Origin of the sequence: Bosea sp. PAMC 26642 (assembly GCF_001562255.1) — a bacterium.
GTDB lineage: Bacteria > Pseudomonadota > Alphaproteobacteria > Rhizobiales > Beijerinckiaceae > Allobosea.
Map to the genome: position 1 here is coordinate 1,330,852 of NZ_CP014301.1, position 23,695 is coordinate 1,354,546.

Annotated in this window: 22 protein-coding genes and 1 pseudogene; 20 read left to right on the forward strand and 3 right to left on the reverse strand. The window is 65.8% G+C overall.

Annotated elements, in window-relative coordinates:
• Positions 1-31: 31 nt before the first annotated feature.
• The 3 genes from AXW83_RS06215 (at position 32) to AXW83_RS06225 (ending at position 3,774) form a co-directional block, all read left to right on the forward strand.
• Entirely contained in the window at positions 32-904 is an 873-nt protein-coding gene (locus tag AXW83_RS06215; protein ID WP_082766979.1) for a helix-turn-helix domain-containing protein, read from the forward strand.
• A gap of 355 nt (positions 905-1,259) precedes the next feature.
• A complete protein-coding gene (locus AXW83_RS06220; RefSeq protein WP_066611565.1) occupies positions 1,260-2,810 on the forward strand; it encodes an ABC transporter substrate-binding protein in 1,551 nt (516 codons plus the stop codon).
• A 28-nt stretch (positions 2,811-2,838) separates the two neighbouring features.
• Positions 2,839-3,774, forward strand: a complete 936-nt coding sequence (locus AXW83_RS06225; RefSeq protein WP_082766980.1) for an MmgE/PrpD family protein — start codon at positions 2,839-2,841, stop codon at positions 3,772-3,774.
• On the opposite strand, the gene AXW83_RS06230 is transcribed toward AXW83_RS06225, so the two are convergent.
• Positions 3,761-4,678, reverse strand: a complete 918-nt coding sequence (locus AXW83_RS06230) for a LysR substrate-binding domain-containing protein (protein WP_066611567.1) — start codon at positions 4,676-4,678, stop codon at positions 3,761-3,763. The genes AXW83_RS06225 and AXW83_RS06230 overlap by 14 nt on opposite strands.
• Before the next feature lie 92 nt (positions 4,679-4,770).
• Between AXW83_RS06230 and AXW83_RS06235 the strand changes: the two genes are divergently transcribed.
• From AXW83_RS06235 to AXW83_RS06260, 6 genes are read left to right on the forward strand one after another with little or no spacing between them, the layout of a single operon-like run.
• The gene (locus AXW83_RS06235; RefSeq protein ID WP_066611569.1) at positions 4,771-5,889 is read left to right on the forward strand and encodes an NAD(P)/FAD-dependent oxidoreductase; all 1,119 of its coding nucleotides are present in this window, start codon (positions 4,771-4,773) and stop codon (positions 5,887-5,889) included.
• The gene (locus AXW83_RS06240) at positions 5,870-6,166 is read left to right on the forward strand and encodes a (2Fe-2S)-binding protein (RefSeq protein ID WP_066611571.1); all 297 of its coding nucleotides are present in this window, start codon (positions 5,870-5,872) and stop codon (positions 6,164-6,166) included. The genes AXW83_RS06235 and AXW83_RS06240 overlap by 20 nt, the downstream gene beginning before the upstream one ends.
• On the forward strand, positions 6,163-7,566 hold the full coding sequence (locus tag AXW83_RS06245; protein ID WP_066611573.1) for an NAD(P)/FAD-dependent oxidoreductase: 1,404 nt from the start codon (positions 6,163-6,165) through the stop codon (positions 7,564-7,566). Before AXW83_RS06240 ends, AXW83_RS06245 begins: the two co-directional genes overlap by 4 nt.
• Complete coding sequence (locus AXW83_RS06250) at positions 7,563-8,693, forward strand: NAD(P)/FAD-dependent oxidoreductase (RefSeq protein WP_066611575.1); 1,131 nt, start codon at positions 7,563-7,565, stop codon at positions 8,691-8,693. The genes AXW83_RS06245 and AXW83_RS06250 overlap by 4 nt, the downstream gene beginning before the upstream one ends.
• Positions 8,690-9,634 (forward strand): ABC transporter permease, encoded by a 945-nt coding sequence (locus tag AXW83_RS06255; RefSeq protein WP_066611577.1) that lies wholly within the window; start codon positions 8,690-8,692, stop codon positions 9,632-9,634. Before AXW83_RS06250 ends, AXW83_RS06255 begins: the two co-directional genes overlap by 4 nt.
• Positions 9,631-10,500 carry an ABC transporter permease gene (locus AXW83_RS06260; protein ID WP_066611579.1) on the forward strand — a complete coding sequence of 290 codons (870 nt, stop codon included), beginning with the start codon at positions 9,631-9,633 and terminating at the stop codon, positions 10,498-10,500. The genes AXW83_RS06255 and AXW83_RS06260 overlap by 4 nt, the downstream gene beginning before the upstream one ends.
• 222 nt (positions 10,501-10,722) lie before the next feature.
• Here AXW83_RS06260 and AXW83_RS06265 read toward each other — a convergent pair whose 3' ends face one another.
• Entirely contained in the window at positions 10,723-11,328 is a 606-nt protein-coding gene (locus tag AXW83_RS06265; RefSeq protein WP_066611581.1) for an amino acid synthesis family protein, read from the reverse strand.
• 134 nt (positions 11,329-11,462) lie between these two features.
• On the opposite strand from AXW83_RS06265, the gene AXW83_RS06270 reads away from it, so the two are divergent.
• The 9 genes from AXW83_RS06270 (at position 11,463) to proX (ending at position 21,466) form a co-directional block, all read left to right on the forward strand.
• Positions 11,463-13,268, forward strand: a complete 1,806-nt coding sequence (locus AXW83_RS06270) for a helix-turn-helix domain-containing protein (RefSeq protein WP_066611583.1) — start codon at positions 11,463-11,465, stop codon at positions 13,266-13,268.
• A gap of 106 nt (positions 13,269-13,374) precedes the next feature.
• Positions 13,375-14,376, forward strand: a complete 1,002-nt coding sequence (locus tag AXW83_RS06275; RefSeq protein WP_066611585.1) for a flavin reductase — start codon at positions 13,375-13,377, stop codon at positions 14,374-14,376.
• Positions 14,373-15,884 (forward strand): aldehyde dehydrogenase, encoded by a 1,512-nt coding sequence (locus AXW83_RS06280; RefSeq protein ID WP_066611588.1) that lies wholly within the window; start codon positions 14,373-14,375, stop codon positions 15,882-15,884. Before AXW83_RS06275 ends, AXW83_RS06280 begins: the two co-directional genes overlap by 4 nt.
• Before the next feature lie 34 nt (positions 15,885-15,918).
• Positions 15,919-17,004, forward strand: a complete 1,086-nt coding sequence (locus AXW83_RS06285) for an LLM class flavin-dependent oxidoreductase (protein WP_066611590.1) — start codon at positions 15,919-15,921, stop codon at positions 17,002-17,004.
• A 25-nt stretch (positions 17,005-17,029) separates the two neighbouring features.
• Positions 17,030-17,854 carry an alpha/beta fold hydrolase gene (locus AXW83_RS06290; RefSeq protein ID WP_066619982.1) on the forward strand — a complete coding sequence of 275 codons (825 nt, stop codon included), beginning with the start codon at positions 17,030-17,032 and terminating at the stop codon, positions 17,852-17,854.
• A gap of 38 nt (positions 17,855-17,892) precedes the next feature.
• On the forward strand, positions 17,893-18,165 hold the full coding sequence (locus tag AXW83_RS06295) for an NIPSNAP family protein (protein ID WP_442855243.1): 273 nt from the start codon (positions 17,893-17,895) through the stop codon (positions 18,163-18,165).
• A gap of 65 nt (positions 18,166-18,230) precedes the next feature.
• On the forward strand, positions 18,231-19,400 hold the full coding sequence (locus AXW83_RS06300; protein WP_066611594.1) for a quaternary amine ABC transporter ATP-binding protein: 1,170 nt from the start codon (positions 18,231-18,233) through the stop codon (positions 19,398-19,400).
• Complete coding sequence (locus tag AXW83_RS06305) at positions 19,397-20,344, forward strand: ABC transporter permease (RefSeq protein ID WP_066611596.1); 948 nt, start codon at positions 19,397-19,399, stop codon at positions 20,342-20,344. Before AXW83_RS06300 ends, AXW83_RS06305 begins: the two co-directional genes overlap by 4 nt.
• 81 nt (positions 20,345-20,425) lie before the next feature.
• Entirely contained in the window at positions 20,426-21,466 is a 1,041-nt protein-coding gene (proX, locus tag AXW83_RS06310) for a glycine betaine/L-proline ABC transporter substrate-binding protein ProX (RefSeq protein ID WP_066611598.1), read from the forward strand.
• 177 nt (positions 21,467-21,643) lie between these two features.
• Here the strand turns inward: proX and AXW83_RS06315 are convergent, their stop codons facing one another.
• The gene (locus AXW83_RS06315) at positions 21,644-22,573 is read right to left on the reverse strand and encodes a LysR family transcriptional regulator (RefSeq protein WP_066611601.1); all 930 of its coding nucleotides are present in this window, start codon (positions 22,571-22,573) and stop codon (positions 21,644-21,646) included.
• A gap of 133 nt (positions 22,574-22,706) precedes the next feature.
• Here AXW83_RS06315 and AXW83_RS06320 point away from each other — a divergent pair.
• Positions 22,707-23,204: pseudogene (locus tag AXW83_RS06320) on the forward strand (IS1595 family transposase); the annotation flags it as partial.
• A 316-nt stretch (positions 23,205-23,520) separates the two neighbouring features.
• A complete protein-coding gene (locus AXW83_RS26440) occupies positions 23,521-23,688 on the forward strand; it encodes a YegP family protein (RefSeq protein WP_082766982.1) in 168 nt (55 codons plus the stop codon).
• Positions 23,689-23,695 lie beyond the last annotated feature (7 nt).

The window sequence follows — 23,695 nt, forward strand, 5'->3', positions numbered from 1 at the left end:
ATGTGCGTTTACGCGGGAGCCTCCTCTTTACATGACGTGCGCTCAGACCGATCCACCGTCGCTTGGCAAGCTGTCGTCCCGACCGGACGGCTGGCGGCGGTCGTCTTGGCGCGCCGGGTCATTCGAGACGGCCTATCGGCCCCGCACGGCGCACGTCATTGGTGAAATCGCATCCAGCCGCCACCTGATCATGGCGACGCTCAGGGGCGGCGCGCGACGGCACACGTTCACCAATGCCGACGGCCAGCGTCATGACGGTCCGGATCTCACCGGATCGGTGTCATTCCTGCCGGCAGGTTGTACCCGCCAGCTTGAGTTGCACGACGTCGAGTGGCGTTGGGCGGCCATCGCCCTCGATGCGACCCGCGAAGGTCCTATGGATGCGATCGGCCGCGTGCCATCGCTCGCCGTGAACGAAGAGCACTTCATCTTTAGTCTGCTTCAAGAGATGGATCGGATCGACGCCATGTCTGGCGGCTTGGAGCCCATTTACTCTGAGACCATGGCCGGCGCCTTGACGTTGTATATCGCAAACCGGTTCGATCGGCTTCGGGCGGAAGATCGCAGCTACGCTTTGCCGCCTTTCAAACTCCGGCGCATTAAGGATTTCGTTGATGCCAACCTCGGCTCGAAGTTGTCTATGTCGGAACTGGCGACCCTGTGCGGTCTGTCGGAACGCCACTTTCAAAGGTCGTTCAAGGTGACCACCGGCGTCACGCCGCTGAGCTACGTGGTCAAACAGCGAATAGAACGCGCACGGCTCCTTTTGGCGTCCACGGACGTTTCGATTGTGTCGATCGGTGCGACTGTCGGTTTTGCCAATCCTGGGCATTTTGCGCGTGCTTTCGGCGATGCTACCGGAATGACACCATCGATTTATCGCAAGATGTCGAGCGCGCAATAGCCGTCAATGCGTTGCCATACTCTACTTTGCGCGGCGCAGTTTGGGCGGTTCTGGCCCCTTGCGGACGCCGGGAAGGTCCGCTTGTCGGCAATCCGTCTGGCCCAGCAGCGCCACCTGCAAAGCTGGTCGATGGGAGCTGAAGGAACGTCCAAGTAAGGTCTTTAGCGGCCGGCCGAACTGACCCATTTGGGTGTTGGCGATCGCGATTTCCCCGCGGCTGACAGGCGAAACACCTCATACGACCCGGGTCGTCCCTTCCATAACCATGCGGAATAATCCTCCTCCGATTTCGACTTGGACAGCTTGGGATGGCTGCGGTCAGATTGGGTCAACGGCTGAAAGTCGAGGGGATCGCATGAACAGATATTCTTCCATAGGGCTCGTCACTGCGGTTCTTGCCGCCGCTCAGCCGGTCTCGGGCTCGGCCCAAGAGGTGGTTTTGCGCGTCGCGGGCGATGGCGGCGTTTCGACGTTGGATGCGCATCGCGCTAGCTCAACCGCCGACAAGACCGTGGTCGGATGGATCTACAATGGCCTGGTCCGGTTCAAGCCGGGCAGTGCTGATCCCAAGGATATTGAGCCGGATCTGGCCGAGCGTTGGGAGCAGTCGCCCGATGGCAAGACCTGGACCTTTTACCTGCGCAAAGGCGTCGCCTTCCAGGGGAAATGGGGGACGCTGAGTGCCGACGACGTGGTCTATTCGCTGCAGCGTTCCGCCGACCCGAAACGCTCGACATTCTCGTCGGATTTCGCGGCGATCGACAAGGTCGAGAAGCTCGACGACATGACCGTGCGGGTCGCACTGAAATATTCCGATGTCAATTTTCTCGGCCGCGTTTCGGCCTATCATGGCGGCAACATCGTCAGCCGCAAGGCAGCCGAGGAACTGGGCGAGAAGTTCGCGATGCAGCCGGTCGGCACCGGCCCATTCGTCTTCATCGAGCAGGTTACCCAGCAATACGTCAAGCTCAGCGCAAACCCGACGTATTTCCGGGGCAAGCCGAAGATTGATACCATCATGCTGCGCGCGATTCCCTCCGACAGTGCTCGTGAGCTCGCCTTCGCGTCCGGCGAAATCGACCTGATGTACGCCAAACGAGAGCAGCGCTGGGTCGATGCCGCGCGGCGGCGTCCCGGTCTCAACGTCGAGATCTTCCGGCCGGGCGAATATCGCCTGCTCCACATCAATCAGAGCGTGCCGCCGCTCGACGATATCCGGGTGCGGCGCGCCATCGGCGCCGCGATCAACGTCGACGATCTCGTGCGGTATGTCGGCAAGGATGTCGGGCCCAAGGGGTGCTCGGTGGTGCCGCCTGGCTATCTCGGCGAAGATTGCACCGTCCGCTACGGCTTCGATCTGGCCAAGTCAAAAGCCCTGCTGGCCGAGGCGGGCCACAAGGAAGGAATCACGATAAAGGCGATCGTCTCGAACATCTCGGCCCAACAGCCGATCATGGAGATCATTCAGGCGCAACTCGCCAAGGCGGGGATCAAGCTCGACATGCAGGTCGTCGACCATGCGACCTACCAAAGCCAGACGCGCAAGGATCTCAGCGGCCTCGTCTTCTACGGCGCGGCGCGCTTCCCGATCGCCGATACCTATCTCAGCGAGTTCTTCCATTCTCGCGCCACGGTGGGCACGCCGACTGCCGCGACGAATTTCTCGCACTGCAAGGTGGCCGATTCCGAGATCGAGCGGGCGCGCACCGCGCCGGACGCAGAGGGCCAGAAGGCGCTCTGGAAGGAAGCGCAGCGCAAGATCATGGACGATGTTTGCGCAATTCCGCTGTTCGAATTGCGCCAGGTCTGGGCGCGCAGCGACAGGCTGGACCTCGGCTACGACCTGCAGGGGTCGATGAACCTCGCCCCGCCGATCACTGAGGCGGCAACGCTGAAGGCGCGCTGACGGCCACGGACGCCGGAGAGGCTCGTCGATGGAGATCGTGCGTCACCTGGCGCATTATGTCGCCGCCCCCCAGCCGTTGACAGACGACCTGCGGGAGGCGGCCTGCCGCGCCACGATCGACCTCGTCGCGGCCGCTGCAGGCGGCATCGACGCACCGGGGCCGATTGCGGTCCGGCAGGCCGTTCCCGTCACGATGGCTGCCGGCTCCTTGCCGATCTGGTTCACGGGACAGAGGTCGGGTCTTACTGGGGCGATCTGGGCCAATGCCACGGCGGCGGCTGCGCTCGATCTCGACGACGGGCACCGGATCGCGCGCGGCCATCCCGGCGCCGCGATCATCCCGGCTGTCTTTGCTTCGGCGCAGGAGGCTGGCGCAAACACCGAGGAACTTCTGCAGGCGATAGTCATCGGCTACGAGGTCGGCGTCGCTGTCGGCGCTGCGCGGCGATTCTATGCCAATACAGGGATGTGGTCGGGCTATGGGGTCGTCGCAGCGATCGGTTTTCTGAGGCGCACATCCGCCGAGCATCTGGCGCAAGCCTTCGCCATTGCCGGCATCAGCGCGCCGAACCAGCTTCATGCAGGGGCCGGTCCCGCCTTCCGCGCCCAGGAAGGCAGCGATGTCAAGGAGGGCATCCCGTGGTCGAGCGTGACGGCGGCGCAGTCGGTGCGGCTGGCTGAAGCCGGGCATTCGGGGCCGTTGGGACTTCTGGACAACCACGAGCATTTCGTTCTGGACGGCCTCGTCGACGGCCTCGGCCGGCAGCGTTACATCACACGCAACTACATGAAATTTCACGCCTGCTGCCGGCATGTCCACGCACCGGCCGAGGCGCTGCTCGGCCTCATCGCAGACAACCGCATTGACCCGCATCGCATCGAGGCCGCGCTGCGCCGCCTGCGCGAAGGCGAGCACGTGCCCTTGCTGCAGGCCTTCGCCACGCTGCGGCTCAATCAGGCATGAGGATCGTCCGGGAGACCTCGGCTGCCGCATGCCGAGCTCCCTCGAGAAAGGCATCGACGAGGCGGGCATTGCGGCTGTCGCGGATCCGGCACAGTTGATAGTCGAGCTGCACTGCAGGCTCGAAGCTGCGGATCGCCACTCTGCCACGCAGGCCGCCCACGGCTGAGGGATGAACCAGCGAGACGCCCGCACCGGCGGCGACGAACTCGCACAGCGTTGGCGAGATGCTCACCACCATGACGATGTCGGGCGCGACGCCCTCGGCGGCGAAGACATGGCCGATGCGCCGGCTGGTGAAGCTCTCGGGATCGAACGAGACGAAGGCGACGCCGTCGAGATCGCGCGGCGTGATGACGCCCTTCCCCGTCAGCGGGTGACCGAGCGGCAGGATGCAGACGAGCGGATGGGCCATCAGCGGCTCGGAGACGACATATGGATTGTCGACCGGCGCGACGGTGAAGCCGACATCGAGCTTCCGCGAGACCAGGCCATCGGCGATCCATTGCGAGCTGCGCGACTGCACCGAGCAGAAAACGCCCGGCTGGCTCGCCTGGAAACGCGAGGTCGCCTGCTGAATGAACGAGCCCGACAGCGCCGGCATGACGCCGATCAGCAACCGACTCTGCTCGTCGCGGCGGATCGCGTCGACGGCGTTCTCGATCTGGCGGACGCCGGCGAAAATCCGGTCGATCTCCTCATAGAGCCGCATGCCGCGCCGCGTCGCCACGAGACGGCCCTTGATGCGGTCGAAGAGGCGCAAACCCGTATCGTCCTCGAGATGAGCAATCAGCTTGCTCATGGCCGGCTGCGAAATGTTGATCATTTCGGCAGCGCGGCTGACCGTTCCGTATTCGATCACGGCCTTGAAGGCTTCGATCTGACGCAGATTCAGCCGGCGGACCATGTCATAACCCTGGAGAATAGGAGCGTGAAAAATACGACTTGGACGAAATACACTATCGGCCGCTAGCCTCCCGATCGACAAGGGGTTTTCGCATGCGGCCTGACATCGTCGTCATCGGGGGAGGAACGGTCGGCGCCGCGATCGCCTACGGGCTCGCCAAGCGCCGCCAGCACGTGCTGCTGCTCGATGGCGAGGACGGCGATTTTCGCGCTGCGCAGGCGAATTTCGGACTGGTCTGGCTGCAGGGCAAGGGCGTCGGCATGCCGGGCTATCAGGCGCTGACGAGGCAAAGCATCGCTTTATGGCGCGGCTTTTCAGACGAACTCGAATCCGAGACGCAATCCAACCTGAGCTATGAGCAGAATGGTGGGCTCGCCTTCTGTCTCGGGGAGAAGGATTTCGAGAAGCGCAGCGTCGATCTGCTGCGCCTGCACAATCAGCGCGGCGGGGGGGAGCCGGACTGGGAGATGCTTGACCGGCCGGCCCTGGAGCGCCTGCTGCCCAAAATCACATTCGGCAAGCAGGCTACCGGCGCGAGCTTCGGCCGGCGCGACGGCCACGCCAATCCACTGCGGCTGCTGGCTGCGCTCCATGGGGCGCTGATCCGACACGGCGGTACGATCCGGCATCGGGCACGCGTCCAGCGGATCGAAACCGCTGGCACCGATTTCGCCATGGTTCTCGAGGGTGACACGGTCGTCGCGCCGCGCATCGTCATCGCGGCCGGCCTTGGCTCGCCCGCGCTGGCTCGCCAGGTCGGGCTCGACGTGCCGCTGCGCCCCGAGCGCGGCCAGGTGCTGGTGACCGAGCGCCTCGCACCGTTTCTGCCGCTGCCGGCGAGCGGGCTGCGGCAGACGAGCGAGGGCACGGTGATGATCGGCGCGACGAAGGACGACAATGGCTTCGATGTCTCGGCGACCGCCGAGGCTGCCGCCCAACTCAGCCGCAAGACGGTCGGCATCGTGCCGGCACTCGCGCAGGCCCGACTGGTGCGCCAATGGGCGGGGCTGCGCATCATGACGCCGGACGGCTACCCGATCTATGCGCAGTCGACGAGCCATCCCGGTGCTTTCGTGGCGCTGTGCCATTCCGGCGTGACGTTGGCCGCGGTCCATGCGGATAACCTCGCCGACGCAATCGCCGCCGGCTCCCTGCCGGCTTCCCTCTCGCCATTTCACCAGAAGCGCTTTGATGTTCCGCAAGCTGCATGATCCCGGGCGCGACGCCGTCACGGTCCATATCGACGGCAGCCCCGTCATCGCCGAGACCGGCGAGAGCGTCGCCGCCGTGCTGCTGCGCCAACCCGAACTCTGGAACCGGACCACGCCGGTCTCCGAGAGCCCGCGCGCGCCATACTGCATGATGGGCGTCTGCTTCGAATGCCTGGTCGAGATCGACGGGCAGGGCTCCGTGCAGGCCTGCCTGACGCCGGTGCGCGACGGCATGCAGGTCATCCGCCAGCACGGCCGCAGGAGGCTCATAGCATGAGCGATACGCACACCGATCTGCTGATCGTCGGCGCGGGACCTGCCGGAATGGTCGCCGCGGTGACAGCCCGCCGCCATGGTCTCACGGTGCGGGTCGTCGACGACCAGCCGGCGCCTGGCGGCCAGATCTGGCGCGCGATCGAGACGGTTGCGGCGACGCCCCGACTGGGTCGCCTCGGCGAGGCGTACCGTGCTGGCCTCGACCGGACCGCCGCATTCCGGGCCTGCGGAGGGATCTATGAAGCGCAGAGCCAGCTCTGGCAGATCGAGCCCGGCTTCAGGGCCTTTGTCACGCGCGACGGCCGCGCGCGCAGCTTCACCGCGTCGCAGGTCATTCTGGCGACAGGCGCGCAGGAGCGACCTGTGCCGTTTCCCGGCTGGACGCTGCCGGGCGTGCTGACGGTCGGCGCAGCGCAGATCCTGCTCAAGACGGCGGATTCGATCCCGGAAAAACCGGCCTGGATCGCCGGCTGCGGACCGCTGCCGCTGCTCTACATGACGCAATTGCTGGCAGCAGGCGGCAAGATCGCCGGCTTCCTGGACACGACCCCGCCCGGGCGCCTAGGCAGCGCGCTGCGCCATCTGCCGCAGGCCGTCGCGCGGTTGGGCGATCTCGCCAAGGGCCTGTCCTGGTCATGGGCGCTGAGAAGGGCCGGATTTCCGATTATCCGCCATGTGACGGAGCTGCGCGCCGAGGGCAAGGACAAGCTCCAGCGCCTGCGCTACCGCACCAGCGCAGGAAGCGAAGGCGAGGTCGCAGCCGAGTTGCTCCTCGTCCATGAAGGCATCGTGCCGAACATCCATCCTGCGCTTGCTCTGGGCTGCGCGGTGACGTGGAACGCCTCGCAGCAATGCCCGGTGCCGGTGCTCGATGGCTGGGGCGAGACCACGCTTGCCGGCGTCTTCGTCGCCGGGGACAGCGCAGGTATCGCCGGGGCGGAGGCCGCCGAGCCGCGCGGGCGGCTGGCGGCATTGCGGGTTGCAGTTAAGCTCGGGAAGCTCGACGACCACGCCGCAGAGACATCCGCCGGGGCCGAGCGTGGTCTGCTGGCCCGGGCGCTGGCGCTGCGGCCATTCCTCGACGCGCTCTACGCGCCGCGTGCACAGGTCTTCGCTCCGGCCGACGAGACGCTGGTCTGCCGCTGCGAAGAGGTCACGGCCGGCGAACTGCGCGCCCGCGCCCAGCAGGGACGGCCGGGGGCGAACCAGCTCAAGGCCTTCACCCGCGCCGGAATGGGACCCTGCCAAGGCCGGCAATGCGCGGCGACGCTGATGCAGATCATCGCAGCCACGCAAAAGAGGCCGATCGAGGAGGTCGAAGGCTATCGCGTCCGCCCGCCGCTCAAGCCCGTCACGCTGGGAGAACTCGCCAGCCTCGACATGCAGGAGCCGGCGGCGTGACCGCCGATCGTTTCGACGCAGTCGTGGTCGGCGGCGGGCTGCATGGCCTGTCGGCGGCGCTGCATCTCGCGCGCGTCGGCCGGAGCGTCGCTGTCGTCGAGCGGCGCTGGACCGGCAGGCACGCCTCGGGCGCGACGGCGGCCGGCGTGCGAACACTGGGTCGCGACATCGCCGAGATCCCGATTTCGCTCGAAGCCATGGAGATGTGGCACCGGATCGAGGCGATCGTCGGCGATGATTGCGGCTTCCACGCCCATGGCCAGATGCGCATCGCCGAGCGAGAGGAGCACATGCCGGCGCTGAGGCAGCGCGAAGCCCAGATTCGGGCGCTCGGATATGGTCACGAGGAGATCATCGGCGCCAATGAACTGCGCCGGCTCGTGCCGGCCCTGAGCCCGCACTGCGTCGGTGCGCTCATCGCCCGTCACGACGGTGCCGCCGATCCGCACCGCACCGTCCTCGCCTTCCGCCGCGCCTGCGAGGCGGATGGCGTCGTCATCAAGGAGGATTGCGGCGTCGAGGCGATCAACAGGCAAGGGGCCGACTGGCTCGTGGTCTGCGGCGGGCTTCGACTGCGCTCGCCTGTGGTCGTCAATGCCGCGGGCGCCTGGGGCGCGCAGCTCGCTGCGTTGTTCGGCGACGAGATCGCGCTTGGCGTGCGCGCCTCGATGATGATGGTGACGGAACGGCTTGCGCCGCTGCTTGCCCCGGTGGTCAGCGTGGTTGGCCGCGCACTGTCCTTCAAGCAGTCGGACCAGGGTACGCTAGTGATCGGCGGCGGCCTGCAGGGCTCGGCCGATATCGAGCATGAGGGAAGCACGGTCAATTTCGTCGAACTCGCCAAGGGTGCGCGCGCCGCAAGTGATCTGTTCCCGGCGGTCAAGGGCGTGCGCATCGCGCGCTGCTGGACGGGCATCGAAGCACAGACGCGCGACCATCTCCCGGTGATTGGCGCTTCGCCGCAGGCTCCCGGACTGTTCCACGCCTTCGGCTTCTCCGGCCACGGCTTTCAGCTCGTGCCGGTCGTCGGCGCCATCCTGGCCGATCTCGTCACCCAGGGCGCAACCCGACGCGACATCGCGGCCTTCGCGCCGCAGCGCCTGATGCAGGAAAGGGCCGCAGCATGATGGGCTATGTCGTCAGGCGCGTCCTGCTCGCCATTCCAACGCTGCTGGTGATGCTGACCGCGATCTTCGTTCTGGTGCGCCTCGTTCCGGGCGATGCGGCATCCGTGATCCTGGGCGATCAGGCCAGCGCGGTGTCGCTTGCCGCTCTGCGCAGCAAGCTCGGGCTCGATGAGCCGGTGCACGTGCAATATCTCACCTTCCTCGGCAAGGTTTTGACGGGTGATCTCGGCCAGTCGCTGAGCAGCGGTCGCAGCGTCATCCAGGAGGTGCTGCTCGTCCTGCCCTCGACGATCGAACTGACCATAGCGGCCGTCGCCATCGGCTTGGTCTTCGGCTTGCCACTGGGCGTCGCCGCCGCGCTCAGCCGCAACGGCTGGGTCGACTACGTTTCTCGCGTCGTCTCGTTGGTCGGGCTGTCGTTCCCGGCCTTCGTTTCGGGCATCCTGATGCTGATCGTATTCTCGATACAGCTCGGCTGGTTCCCGGTTCTCGGCAACACCAGCGGCTCCGCCAGCCCCGCGGCGCGGCTGCATGCGCTTGCGCTGCCCGCGCTGAACCTCGGCATCATCATGACGGCCTATGTGATGCGGGTGACGCGCGCGGCGATGCTGGGCGTGCTGACCGAGGACTATATCCGCACCGCCCGCGCCAAGGGCGTCGGTCCCGGCCAACTCGTCGCGACGCATGCACTGCGCAACAGCCTGATCCCGATCATCACGGTGGTGGGGCTCTATTTTGGCACGCTGATCGGCAATTCTGTGCTGACCGAGATCATCTTTAACCGGCCCGGTCTGGGCAAGCTGATCATCGGCGCCCTCAACGCCCGCGACTACACGCTGCTTCAGGGGCTGATGATCATCTTCGCGATCTGCGTGATCGTCGTGAACACGTTGACGGACCTCGCTTACGGCCTCGTCGATCCAAGGGTGAAGTTCACATGAGCGATGTCGGCACCACGGCCGTCGCACAACGGCCAGGCGGGCTCTGGCTCGCATTCTCACAGAACCGGTTGGCCTGGATCGGTCTGGTTCTGCTCGCGCTGATCGTGCTGGTCGCGATCCTCGCACCTTGGTTGGCACCTTATGATCCGCTTGAGCAGAATATCGTTGCCCGGCTCGAGCCACCCTCGGCCGAGTTCTGGCTCGGTACTGATTCTTATGGTCGCGACGTCCTCTCACGCCTGATCTACGGCGCGCGCATCTCGCTTATCGTCGGCTTCGTGGCCATCCTGATCGCGATGCTCGTCGGCACCACCATCGGCGTTCTTGCCGGCTATATCGGCGGGCTGTTCGACCAAATCGTGATGGGCGTACTCGACGTGCTGCTGGCGTTTCCGACCCTGCTGCTCGGTCTGATGATTGCGGCCATGCTCGGCGCCAGCCTCGAGAACCTGATCATCGCGATCGCGGTGACCGAGGTCGCGCCCTTCGCCCGCGTCGCTCGCGCGCCGACCATCTCACTGCGCCAGCGCGATTTCGTCGAGGCCAGCCGCTCTTATGGCTGCGGGCCAGTCAGGATCATGACGCGGCATATCCTGCCCAACATGATCTCTGACGTTGTCGTGATGAGTTCGCTCTGGCTGGCTTCGGCCATCCGCACAGAAGCATCGCTAAGCTTTATCGGCCTCGGCGTGCCGCCGCCGACTGCGACCTGGGGTGGCATGATCCGAGAGGGTTTCGAGAACATTCTCGACGCTTGGTGGCTCGCTGTGTTTCCCAGCCTTGCAATCCTGGCGACCGTGCTAGCGCTGAACCTACTCGGCGACGCGCTACGCGACGCCTCGGATCCAAAGTCCCGCGCGCGCTGACAGCGAGCCCTCGCAGTAGATGGGATGAACCGCCACATAGAGAGCCTGCTGGACTGGCCGTGGCCCCTAGCTGACGTCTGGGACGTCGGCTTCAGGGCAATCTGCTGAGAGCCAGGTGTGCCAGGAATATCTCTATGGCGTGGCCGCGCTGGGCATCGGCGCCGAAGGCATACCGAACTTCCCACGCATGAGGCGGACTGGCGTCATCAACGTCGGTGTCGGTTAGACGCTGACGACCTCACGCGCGGTTAGCTCCGCCTCCATCTCCTTCATATCCTCGAAGCGGTCGGCGATGCGCGGATGGGCGCGGCCGCCATCGGACGCGCCGATCGCGACCACGATCTCGTCGGGGCCGGGAGCATCCGCGATCTGGAAGGTCGCGGTGATGAAATGCGAGCGTTTGCCGGTCTCGCTCTTGTGGATCATCGGCAGCGAGATCAGCGCGCCCGGCGCGGTGCGGGTGTTTGTGAAGCTCAGAAAGGCGGTTCCCGAGACTGCCTCGCGAAAAGTGTTGCCGAAGCGCAGGGTATGGATCAGCGCCGAGGCGTGCTCGATCTCGCCGTTGACGCCGACGATGGCAGCCTTGCCATAGGCTTCGACGCGCTCATCCGGCAGCACGGCGATCAGCCGGCGGGTCATCTCCAGTCCTAGTGGGCGCGCGATGCGCAGGATCTCCGGGCGCAGGTTCTCGACGAAGCCCTGGCCGGCCCAGGGGTTCTTCACCACCGCGGCGACGACGGTCATGGTGATCGGTCGAGGCGCCGTCCTGCCGCCCTCGATGATCGTCTCCTCGACGAAGGTCGCGATCTTGCGCACCCCGATATCCATGGCCTTCTCCCGGCAGTTCAGCGGCGATGATGGCGAAGGTTAGTCTCCGAAAGCCAGATGTCTTCCTACGGTTGTGAGGAAGTCCGGGCTCTGGAATGCTGCGAGGCTGCGCAGAGGCAAATTGGACGAGGTGCATGCTCACGCCTGTTTCGCAAATGCATTCACTCAGGGAGGTGGCCAGCCGGATCAACTCGGGCGTCGACCTGCCCGGCATTCTGTTCGATCTGGTCAAGGCCGCCTGCGAGCATGGCGGCTGGAGCATGGGTTCGATCATGTCCGTCGACGTGGCGCACGGCTTCACGCATGTCTCCGTCCGCCACGATCCGACGCTGCTGCGCCGCCCGCTCGAGGATCGCTGGGAACTGGCGACGAGCCCCGCGCTCGTCGCGCTGCGAACCGGCGAGCCGGTCTATATCCCCGATGCGCGAGCGTCGGAGCAGTTTCCGGGCTATCGGCGCGAGGCCTTCGAGCGCGATTATCGCTCGGTGCTGGTGATGCCCCTGACCAGCGTCGATGCCGATGGGCGCCCCATGGTGCTGAGCCTGATCTCGCGGGAGAGCAAGCCGCTGCCGTCCGACGACCTCGCCTATATGGGGATGATCGCCCATCTCGGCGCCATCGCGGTCGAGCGCGAGCATCGCTTGCGGGCCGAGCGGCGTGCGGGCGAGGAGCAGCGCCGTGCGCTGCATGCGCAGGGCGCCCTCTTGCAGGAGGTCCTCTCGGGCGGATCGGCGGACTCGCTGGCGGCGCGGCTGAACGAACTCCTCCGCTGTGCCGTTCTGGTCGTCGATTTCGCCGAGAACGGCCTCGTCGCTGCGGGATCGCCCGTCGCCGCCTCATATGACGATGCTGCATGGCGGGCCGTGCTGGCTTCGGGACAGGCCGATGCAATCGTCGCCACGGTCAAGGCTGCGGTCGGCCGCGGCGAGGCGAAGGAGACCGCAATCTCCGTCGAGGCCGGCGGCGGAACACTGGCGCTACCGGCCTTGATAGAGCCCTTGAGTGTCGATGCGGAGGTCGTCGGCGCGCTCGTCCTGTTCGATGCCGAGCCGGGCGACGATCTGCGACGGCTCATGCTGGACAGTGCGAAATTCGCCCTTAGCGTCCAGATGATGCGCAGCGTGATCCAGTTCCGCTTCGAGACGCGCACGCTGACCGAATTGTTTTTCGAGATCATCGAGCGGCGCTGGCGCGACCCGGACGATATTGCGCGCCGTGCGCGCCATCTCGGCCTGCCGCTGTCGCGCCCGCTGCGCATGCTCGTCGTCGATTTTCCCGGAACGGCCGGTGGGGAGCGTGACGGATCGCTGAACGCCCATCAAAGCGTGCAGCGGCTCGCCCGGCAGCAGGGGCTGACCTGCCACGTCATCGCGATCGGCACGGGCCTGGTCTGCCTTCTGCCCGCACAGTCGGCCGAGGACCGCGAACGAATCGACCGTTTTGCGCAACGCCTGGTCGAAATGCTGCGCCATGCCCTGCCGAGTGAGCCGATCGCCGTTATCGGCGGGGTTTGTCATGGGCTGAACGACTATTCCGGCGAATGGGATCGCGCCTGGCGCATGCTGCGGATCGCGCGCAGCTTCCGGCGCAGCGGCGTGCTCTCGGCGCTCGACTTCGGGCCCTTGCCGATGCTGATCGGCGCCGCCGACTCCGCCGAGGTCCGCAGCTTCGTCGAGGGCAGCATCGGCAGGGTCGCGGCCCATGATCGCGAGCACGGCACGCCCTATCTCGAAACGCTCGCCGCCTATCTGCGCGCCGGCTGCCGCAGCCAGCCCTGCGCGGACGCGATGGGGCTGCATGTCACGACGCTGCGCTACCGGCTCGCGCGGATCGAGGAGTTGTTCCAGATCGATGCGGATACGCCGGAACGGCGCTTTGCCTTGGAACTGGCGCTCAAGATGCACGACGTCATCGAGAGCCGAACCGTCGCCCACCCCTGAAGCGGCGAATCCTTTTGCGCGTCTGTCCTCCGTTTCGGAGGAAGAAAGCTGGCAGGCGCCTGCCTAGCCTCACCCTCATTGGTGACAAGCACCGAAGAGGATCGCCATGCTGGCGACGGCGCCCCAACACTCTGCCATGATCGATCCCGTCGCGCTGCGGCGGGCTTTCGGCACCTTCCTGACCGGCGTGACGATCATCACCACGCACGACGCGGAGGGCCGCCCGCGTGGCATGACCGCGAATTCCTTCACCTCGGTCTCGCTGGACCCGCCTCTGCTGCTGGTCTGCGTCGGCAAGGGGGCATCGAGCTTTCCGGCCTTCGACGCGGCTGACTGCTTCGCGGTCAACCTGCTGCAGGAGGACCAGAAGGACCTCTCCAATCTCTTCGCCTCCAAATCGCCCGACAAATTCGCCGATGTCTCCTATGACAGCGTCCATACCGGCGCGCCTGTCCTCGGCGATTGCCTGACCTGGTTCGACTGCAGCCTGCATCAGCGCGTCGATGCCGGCGACCATATCGTGCTGATCGGCCAGGTGCAGGCTTTCGGCACCAGCCCTTCTGCGCCGCTGGCCTTCTGCCGTGGTCGCTACGCGGCGGTGAAGGACCCGTTGCCGCCGGGTTGGCTCGCTTCCAGCAGCATGGTCGTGAACTACCTTGTCGAGTCGGACGGCAAGCTGCTGCTCTGCCGCGAGGGTGGTGGTGGCTGGGCCCTGCCGCAGGCGACGCGTCGCATTCTCGACGGAAGGCTGCCTCTCGCCAATGGCGAGAGCCTGCCGCTGCTGCCGGAAGACACCTTCCTCTATTCGATATTCGACGTCGCCGATGGCGATCCGGGCCATCTGGTCTACCGGGCCCGGCTCGCTGGCGATGCCGGCGGCATCACCCTGCCGGAAGGCGTGCGCTTCTTCGGCTTCGACGAATTGCCCTACGAGGAGATCCTGACGCGCGAAACCCGCAGCGTGCTTCGCCGCTATGTCAGCGAGAGCAACGGGCGCCGCTTCGGCATCTACATCGATTCCCATGATGGCGGGCGCTTCGCGATGGTCGAGGACACCAAGCCCTGGGCTGGCATTCCGCAACCCTGGCAGCGCGGCGGCGCATCATGAAGACGACGGTCGAAACCCTCCGGGGCTCGCGCATCGGGCATTTCATCGACGGGGCCTTCGTGGCGCCGCAGAGCGGCGTATATGCGCCCAGCTTCGATCCGACCACCGCCGAGCCCTGGTATGAGTTCGCCCAGGGCGACGCGCGCGACGTCGATGCCGCCGTCCGATCCGCCCGCGCGGCGCTGATCAATCCGGCTTGGCGGCGGATGACGCAGACCGATCGCGGCAAGCTGGTGCGCCGTCTCGGCGAACTCGTGCTCGCCAATGCCGAGGAACTCGCCCAGCTCGAATGCCGCGACAACGGCAAGCTGCTCAAGGAGATGCGCGCCCAGATGCGGGCGCTTCCCGACTCCTACGGCTATTTCGCCGGCATGGCCGACAAGCTGCAGGGCGACACGATCCCGGTCAACAAACTCGACACGCTGAACTTCAACCTGCTCGAGCCGATCGGCGTGGTCGGGATGATCATTCCGTGGAACTCGCCGCTGATGATGCTGACCGGCACGCTGGCGCCGTGCCTCGCCATCGGCAACACCATCGTGGTCAAGCCCTCGGAACACGCCACCGCCTCGGCGCTGGCGCTGGCGGAGCTGGTGATCGAGGCCGGCATCCCGCCGGGCGTCGTCAATGTCGTGACCGGCGACGGCATGACGACGGGCGATGCACTGACCCGCCATCCCGGCATCGCGAAGTACGTTTTCACCGGCTCGACCGATACCGGCCGCAAGATCGCCGGAAACGCGGCGGGCAATCTCGTGCCCTGCCAGATGGAGCTCGGCGGCAAGTCACCCCATGTCGTGTTCTCGGATGTCGACATCGAGCGCGCGGTCAACGGCGTCGTCTCCGGCATTTTCGCCGCGGCGGGGCAGACCTGCGTCGCCGGCTCGCGCTGCTTCGTCGAGGCGCCGGTCTATGAGCGCTTCGTCGAGGCGCTGGTCGAACGCACCAGGCGCGTCAGGGTCGGCCACCCGATGGCCGAGGACACCGATATCGGGCCGCTCGCGCTGGCGGCGCAGCTCGACAAGGTCGAGCATTTCGTCGGCTCCGGCGTGCGCGAGGGCGCGAAAGTCGCCGTCGGCGGTCGCAGGCCCCAGGACGAGGCGCTGGCGCGCGGCTGGTATTACGAGCCGACGGTGCTGACCGAAGCGCGCAACGACATGAGCTTCATGCGCAACGAGATCTTCGGTCCGGTCGTCGGTGTCGTACCCTTTTCGAGCGAGGAGGAGATGATCTCGCTCGCCAATGACAGCGAATACGGGCTCGCTTCCGGCATCTGGACCCGCGACATCGACCGCGCGATGCGCTTCGCCCGCAACGTCGAGGCTGGCACGGTCTGGATCAACACCTATCGCTCCGCCGCCTTCATGTCCGCCAATGGCGGCACGAAGAAGAGCGGCTACGGCCGCCGCGGCGGCTTCGAGGTCATGCGCGAGTTCTCGCGCCTGAAGAACGTCGTCATCGACTATTCGGGCGCCATGCAGGACCCGTTCGTCATCCGCCTGCGCTGATGCGCTGTCCCGCCCGTTTGTACGGAGGCTAGCCATGAAATTCGCTCTCTCGATCAATATGGAGCGCTTTTCGCCCGACGAATCGATGCAGGACGCCATGTCCAACATGCTGGCGCTCGCCCGCATGGCCGATGAGGGCGGCTTCGAGACGCTGTGGACCGCCGAGCACCACACCATCGAATGCACGATCTCGCCGAACCCGTTCCAGACGCTGGGCTGGCTGGCGCAGCACACCAGCCGCATCAGGCTCGGCACCGCGACGCTGGTCGCGCCCTACTGGTCGCCGATCCGGCTCGCCGGGGAGGCTGCGCTCTGCGACCACCTGACCGGCGGACGGCTCGAATTCGGCATCGCGCGCGGCGCCTACCAATATGAGTTCGACCGCATGGCCGGCGGCATGCCCCAGCAGGAGGGCGTCGCCTATATGAAGGAGCTCGTCCCGGCGGTTCAGAAGCTGTGGGCCGGCGACTACGCCCATGAGGGGCAGTATTGGCAATTCCCGCTCGCGACCTCGGTGCCGAAGCCATTGCAGAAGCCGCATCCGCGTATCTGGGTCGCGGCGCGCGATCCCGGCACCTTCGACTGGGCGGTCGGCGTCGGCGCCAGCATCCTGTCGACGCCGCTCTCGGCGCCGGTCGCGGAGATCGGCGTGCTCGCCGAGAAGTTCCGCAAGGCCTGCGCCGATCACCCCGAGCGCCCGCGCCCGAAATTCATGATGCAGCGCCGAAGCTGCGTCTACGACAGCCGGCAGGATTGGCAGGAGATCGTTCGCTACAGCGTCGATTATGGGCGCTATTTCGAAAATCTGATGCAGAACATCGGCACGGTGAAGGACGGCTTCCCCGAGGCCGTGCCGTTCGAAACCGTCGCCAATCGCGGCAATTACGATCCGAAGGCGATCCGCGACAACCTTGTCTTCGGCACGCCCGAAGAGGTCATTCCCAAGCTCGAGGTCTATGAGGCCGCCGGGGTCGACCAGTTCTGCCTCGGCCTCTCCTACAATCTGCCCTTCGAACTGCAGGTCAGGACGCTCAGGCTCTTCATCAACGAGGTGATGCCGCATTTCGCCAATCGAGAGCGCGAAGCCGCCCGGCCCCGTCTCGCAGCGGTCGGAGCCTGAGCGGATGGCCGAAGCTGATGCCTTGATGCGGACGCCTGACGTGAACGGCACGCTCGTTCGCGACGGCGTCGAGCTGAACTACCGGCTGAGCGGCTCGGGCGATCTGCCGCTCGTGCTGGTGCACGGCGTCGGTTCGTACTGCGTAGCCTGGGACGGCGTTATCGCGCGCCTGTCCGACGGCTTCCGCATCCTGAGCTTCGATCTGCGCGGCCATGGTCGCTCGGCCCGGGTCAAGGGCCGCTACGAGATCGACGATTTCACCGGGGACGTGCTGGCGCTAGCCGATCATACCGGCTTTGGCCGCTTCGATCTCGCAGGTTTCTCGCTCGGCGGCCTGATCGCGCAGCGTCTCGCGCTGACCCACCCCGAGCGGTTGCGACGGCTCGTGCTGCTGTCGACGGTCTCAGGGAGGACCGACGAGGAGCGGGAGCGCGTGCTGGCGCGCCTCGCGGCGCTCAAGGCCGGCGATCGCGGCTCGCATTACAACGCCTCGCTGTCGCGCTGGCTGACCGAGGATTTCCAGGCGCGCAATCCCGAGCTGATCGCGGAGCTGCGCCGCCGCAATGCGGAAAACGATCCGGATTGCTACGCCTCGGCCTACCGCGTGCTGGCCGAGACCGATTTCGGCGGGCTGATCGACCAGATCCGCCTGCCGACGCTGATCGCCACCGGCGAGCACGACCAGGGCTCGAACCCGCGCATGTCGCACTACATGCACGAGCGCATCGCCGGCTCGCATCTGCACATCCTGCCGGGGCTGCGCCATTCCCTGCTCAACGAGGCGCCCGACCAGGTCGCGGCCCTGATGCGGGACTTTCTAATGGAATCGGGCGCGGAGAACCGCAAGTGATCGTCGAGGAACGCATCTATCGCATCCGCACGGGCAGGATGGGGACCTATCTCAAGCTTGTCCGCGAGGAGGGGCTAGCGATCCAGCAGCCCATTCTCGGCCATCTCGTCGGCTACTTCACGACCGAGATCGGGGCGTTGAGCCAGGTCACACATCTCTGGGCCTATGCCGATCTGGAAGATCGCCGCCAGCGCCGCCAGCAGCTTGCCGACGATCCGCGCTGGCAAGCCTTCCTGCCCAAGCTCTCGGAGAACATCGAGCAGGCCGAGAACAAGATCCTGCTGCCGACCGATTTTTCGCCGCTGCGCTGACGGCGCGACACCCTTGGAGGCAGGTCGGAGACCTGCCGAGCAACATGACCGGAAGGGGATTAGCGGTGAGCGAGAGGCTGCGGATCGAGAACCTCTACAAGGTCTTCGCCAAGGACCCGGCGGAAGCCTTGCGGATGCTGCGCGAGGGCGCAACGAAGGACGGCGTCTCCGAGACGCTCGGCCAGGTGGTCGGGCTGGACGACGTCTCGCTCAGCGTCCCGTCCGGCTCGATGTACATGATCATGGGCCTGTCCGGCTCCGGCAAGTCGACGCTCGCGCGCTGCGTCAACCGGCTGAACGAGCCCAGCGCCGGACGCATCCTGCTCGATGGGCAGGATATCGTGCCGCTTTCCGAGAAGGCCCTGCGCGAGGTCAGGCGCACGCGCATGTCGATGGTGTTCCAGCATTTCGCGCTGCTGCCCAACAAGCGCGTCATCGAGAATGTCGAGTTCGGGCTGAAGCTGCGCGGCGTCGCGCCGGCCCAGCGCCGCAAACGCGCCGAGGAGGTGCTTTCGGTCGTTGGGCTTGCGCGTTGGGGCTATCACCTTCCGCATGAACTGTCGGGCGGCATGCGCCAGCGCGTCGGGCTTGCCCGGGCGCTCGCGACCGACGCCGACATCCTGATCATGGACGAGGCCTTCAGCGCGCTCGACCCGCTGATCCGAACGGAGATGCAGGACGAGCTGTTGCGCCTGCAGCGCACGTTCAACAAGACCGTCCTGTTCATCACCCATGATTTCCAGGAGGCGCTGAAACTCGGCACCCGCATCGCGATCATGTCGGAAGGCCGCCTCGTGCGCGAAGGCACCCCCCAATCGATCGTACTCGAACCGGGCAGCGATTATGTCGCCGCCTTCACCCGCGAGGTCGATCGGGCGCGATTGTTCGACGCGCGCTCTGTGATGAAGCCGCCGGCCGAGCTCTGGCGGGGCCCGGACGGCATCGTCGTCGGCGGCGCAGAGGGCGGGTTCCTGCTCGACCGGCAGGAGCAGATCGTCGCCGGCTTGAACGAGGCAGAGATCGCCACACTGCGACTGACCGGCGAACTGCCGGCCGGGCGCGGCCCGCATCTTTGCGTTCCCGAAGACGCCAAGCTCGTCGATGTCGCGCGCAGCTATCGCGAAGGGCGCGCCATGGGCGTCGTCGACGATAGCGGCAGGCTGGTCGGGCTGCTCGGCGCCGAGCAGATCCTCGCCCGCATCGCCAATCTGCCGAGCCCGGGAGAAGCCCCATGATCAAGGCTAACGATCTCGCGATCTTCCCGATCGACCAGTGGATTCAGGACGGGGTGCGCTGGCTGGCGCTGAACCTGCGGCCGCTGTTCCAGGCGATCAAATGGCCGGTCGAAAGCCTGCTCGGCTTCAACGACTGGGTGCTGCACGCGATTCCCTTTCCGGCCATGCTCGTCCTGATCGGCCTGATAGCCTGGCGCAGCGCCGGCCGTGGCGTCGCGGCCTTCAGCGTCGTCTCGCTGATCGTGATCGCCATGCTCGGCGTCTGGGCCGAGGCGATGACGACGCTGTCGCTGATCGCCACCGCGATCGTGTTCTGCGCGGTGATCGGCATTCCGATCGGCATTCTCTGCGCCCGCAGCGACCGGGTCTGGAACGTGGTCCGCCCGATCCTCGACATCATGCAGACCACGCCGACCTTCGTTTACCTGGTGCCGGTGGTGATGCTGTTCGGCGTCGGCACGGTGCCGGGCGAGGTCGCTGTCGTCACCGCCGCCGCGCCGCCGCTGATCCGCTTCACCAATCTCGGCATCCGTATGGTCGAGCACGAGATCGTCGAGGCGGGCCTGGCCTTCGGCGCCGACAGCCGCCAACTCCTCTGGGAGATTCAGCTTCCGCTCGCGATTCCGACCATCCTCGGCGGGCTCAACCAGACGGTCCTGACCGCAATGGTGATGTCGGTCGTCGTCGCGATGATCGGCGCCGAGGGCCTTGGGCTGGTCGTCCTGCAGGGACTCGGGCGGCTCGATGTCGGCCGCGCCGCCGTCGGCGGCATCGCCATCGTCCTGCTGGCGATGATGCTCGACCGCATCACCCAGAAGCTCGCCGAGCCGAAGCGTGGCCAGCGCACCTCGCTGCTGCAGGTGCTGACGCGCTTCCCGCGGGGCGAGCGCCGCGAGGAGATCGTCGCGCCGTCGCCGCCGGAGACCAGTCGCCAAGCGGCCTGAAACGATCAGTTTTGAAAGAAGAACCCGCCCGCCAAGGGCGGGCCGGGGACCAGACCAGTCACAACCGAAGAGGAGAACGCAATGCTCAGCCTTTCAGCCGGACTATTCGTCAGGACCGTTGCCGCCGCGGCGCTCGCCGCCGTCACCTTGCAGGGAGCGGCCTTCGCCCAGGCCATGCCGGGCAAGGGCAAGACCGTGCGCTACGCCCAGAGCGACAGCCTCGGCGCCAACTACGTCACCGCCCAGATCATCAGCCGGGCGATGAAGGAACTGGGCTACGAGGTGAAACTCTCGACCCTCAACACGACATTGTTCTTCCAGGCTGCCGGGCAGGGCGATCTCGACCTCGCCACCGACGTCAACATGCCCCAGCGCGAGCCCGCCTTCCGGGCGGTCGAGAAGCAGGCCGAGTTGATCGGCACCGGCATGATCGTCGGAGGCGGCATCAACGGCTACCTCATCGACAAGAAGACCGCGACCGCCCACAACATCACCAGCCTCGCGCAGATAAAGGATCCCAAGCTCGCCGCCCTGTTCGGCAAGGACGGGCGCGCCGACCTGATCAACTGCGATCCGGGCTGGAGCTGCGGCGACGTCGTCGATTTCCAGCTCGACAAGTTCGGCCTCAAGGACACCGTCCGCTCCCTGCGCGGCAAATACGAGACGCTGATGGTCGAGGCGGTGGCGCGCGTGAAGCGCGGAGAGCCCGCCTTTTTCTATGCCTGGAGCCCGTCCTGGGTGAACAATGCGCTGATCCCCGGCGAGGAGGTCGTCTGGTTGCCGACACCGGAGGATGCGCTGCCGCCGAACGTGCCGAACCGCGGCTCGGCGCTGGTGCCCGGCGTCAAGGGCTGCGCCGGCGGCGCCGACCCCTGCCGCATGGCGATGTCGTCCTGGAACTGGGCCTCTGTCGCGAACAAGCAGTTCGTCGCGGCCAACCCGGCGATCAAGACGCTGATCGAGCAGATCAAGTTCCCGCTCGCCAGCTGGTCGGCCTGGGAGTTCAGCATCAACAAGAACGGGGCCAGCAGCGCCAACATCAACCGCATGGCCGACGAATGGATCGCCCAGAACAAAGCTGCGTTTGACGGATGGGTCAGCAAGGCCCGAGGCGCCGTCTGATCTCAATCTGCAGGGAGGCGTCACACGTTCGGAATCCTCTGCTCGGCTTGAGATGTCTCCAGGGAAGGCTGCTGGAGGCATCTCGGGGCCAGGGACCACCCCCGTCCGCTTGCCCACGAGCGTCAGCTTTCTGGCAGTGGGGCAATGTCAGCTGTTGGCGCATTGGGCACGGGGATATCAGCCCATTCGAGCGCGTTCATCGGGTTCGAAACGCTCCCAATATGGTGGTTGGCCAAAAGCTTGACGAAGGCAATCGGCGAAGGCGCGCAGCTTGGCTGACGGCCGGCGGCCTTCGGGATGGGCGAGATAGATGAGCTCCGGCCCCGGCTGCACACCGATGTCGACAATGCAGAGCCGGCCGCTGCGGATCTCGGCGCCGGCGATGAACAAAGGCAGCAGCGCGATGCCGAGGCCGGCCAGAGCCGCATCCCGCATCATGTCGCCGTTGTTGACCCGCAGGCTGGGACGCCCACGCACGCTGACCATCCCTTCCGGTCCATGGAACGACCAGTCACCGCTGCCCCGATTGGTGTAGAAGATTCCGGCATGTCCATTGAGCGCGCTCATCGAATCCGGGCTACCGTGCCGCTCCAGATAATCTGGCGATGCGACGAGCACCCTCCGGCTCGGGGCCAGAGTCCAGGCAACGAGGCGGGAATCCGCGATCGGCCCATGACGCAGTACTGCGTCATAGCTGTCGGCGCCGGCCTCGACCCGACGGTCATCGAGGTCGAGCGTCAGCGCGATCTCGGGATGCCGGGCAAGAAACGGATAGATGGCGGGGCCGAGATGCATGCGGCCGAAGGTGACGGGCGCCGAGATCTGGAGCGGCCCGGCCAGCGTGCCGCGCCGTTCGGCCATGTCGGCCGCAGCCTCTTCGATCTCGCGGGTGATGCGTGTGGCGCGCTCGAGAAACGCCGTGCCGTCCTCGGTCAATGTCAGCCGGCGCGCGCTGCGGTGCAGCAGTGTCGCACCGAGGCTGCGTTCCAGTTCGGCCAAGCGATCGCTGACCACGGATTTCGACAGGCGTAGTCGGCGTGCGGCCTCGCTCAGCGAACCGGCTTCCGCGATGGCGACGAAGGTCGCGATGCCGTCGAGCTTCACCATGGTTCGGTTTTCCCGGAGCTCAATTTCGCCGAACAAAGGCTAATCCGAACGAATGCGGAATGCTACGTTGCGTCATGCCAACGGGGTTGACAGCGACGGTCATTGGACCGCCCTCCCGGCCGGCGGGAACACCCGAGGCCAGCCCTTCATTAAAAAGGGCAAGGGCGGCCCGTCTGGTAAGCGCGCGGTCGTCGCGCTGGTTGAGCGCGGCGGTCGTGTCCGTTCCTTCCATGTCGATAAGGCCAACGCCGAGAACGTCCGCGAGATCGTCGTCACCAACATCCGCCGCGAGAGCCGCCTACACACCGACGAAAGCCGCCTCTACACAAAGACCCGCGAAGAGTTCGCCCGCCATGAGACGGTGCGCCATTCAGCCAAGGAATATGCGCGCGGCGACGTGAATACCAACACGGTCGAGGGCATGTTCTCTATCTTCAAGCGCGGCATGAAGGGCATCTATCAGCACTGCGCTGAGAAGCACCTTCATCGCTACCTTGCCGAGTTCGACTTCCGCTACAACAACCGCACCAAGCTTGGCGTCAACGACGTCATGCGCCGCGACAATGCCTTGAAGGGCATCGACGGCAAGCGCCTCACCTATCGGCGGATTGGTGGCGCCGCGCTCGCTTAAGCAGAAGGCAAAGAAGCTTTTACGTAAACGCCGCGCGAAGGCTGTGCACCACGGCGGTTGACGCTGGAGCGAGTCGCCGCGAATCAGGTATTACTTTACGAAGGCGTTCCTCAACCAAACCGCCGCTTTGGCCAAAGGGCCAGCGGCGGCGGGAACGACTGCGACGAGCTGGCCTTGATACCGTGCCCAAGTCAAAGCCTTCAGCCGTTCACGAGCATCGGCTGCATCCTTGGCTTGAATGGTGAAAGCCCACTCATCGCCGTCGTGCCGGTATTCGAAGAGGAACGTCGCAAACGGCTGATGAGAGGATGATGACATGTGGTTCCATCTCTACCGAGACGCCAATAATCAATGGCGTTGGACGCTCTTCGGAGCCAACAACCGGAAGATCGCAAATTCCGGGGAAGGCTATATCAACAAGGCCGACTGCGTGCATGCGATCAATCTTGTCGCAGCATCAGACGGCTGCCCGATTAGAGAATGATACGGTT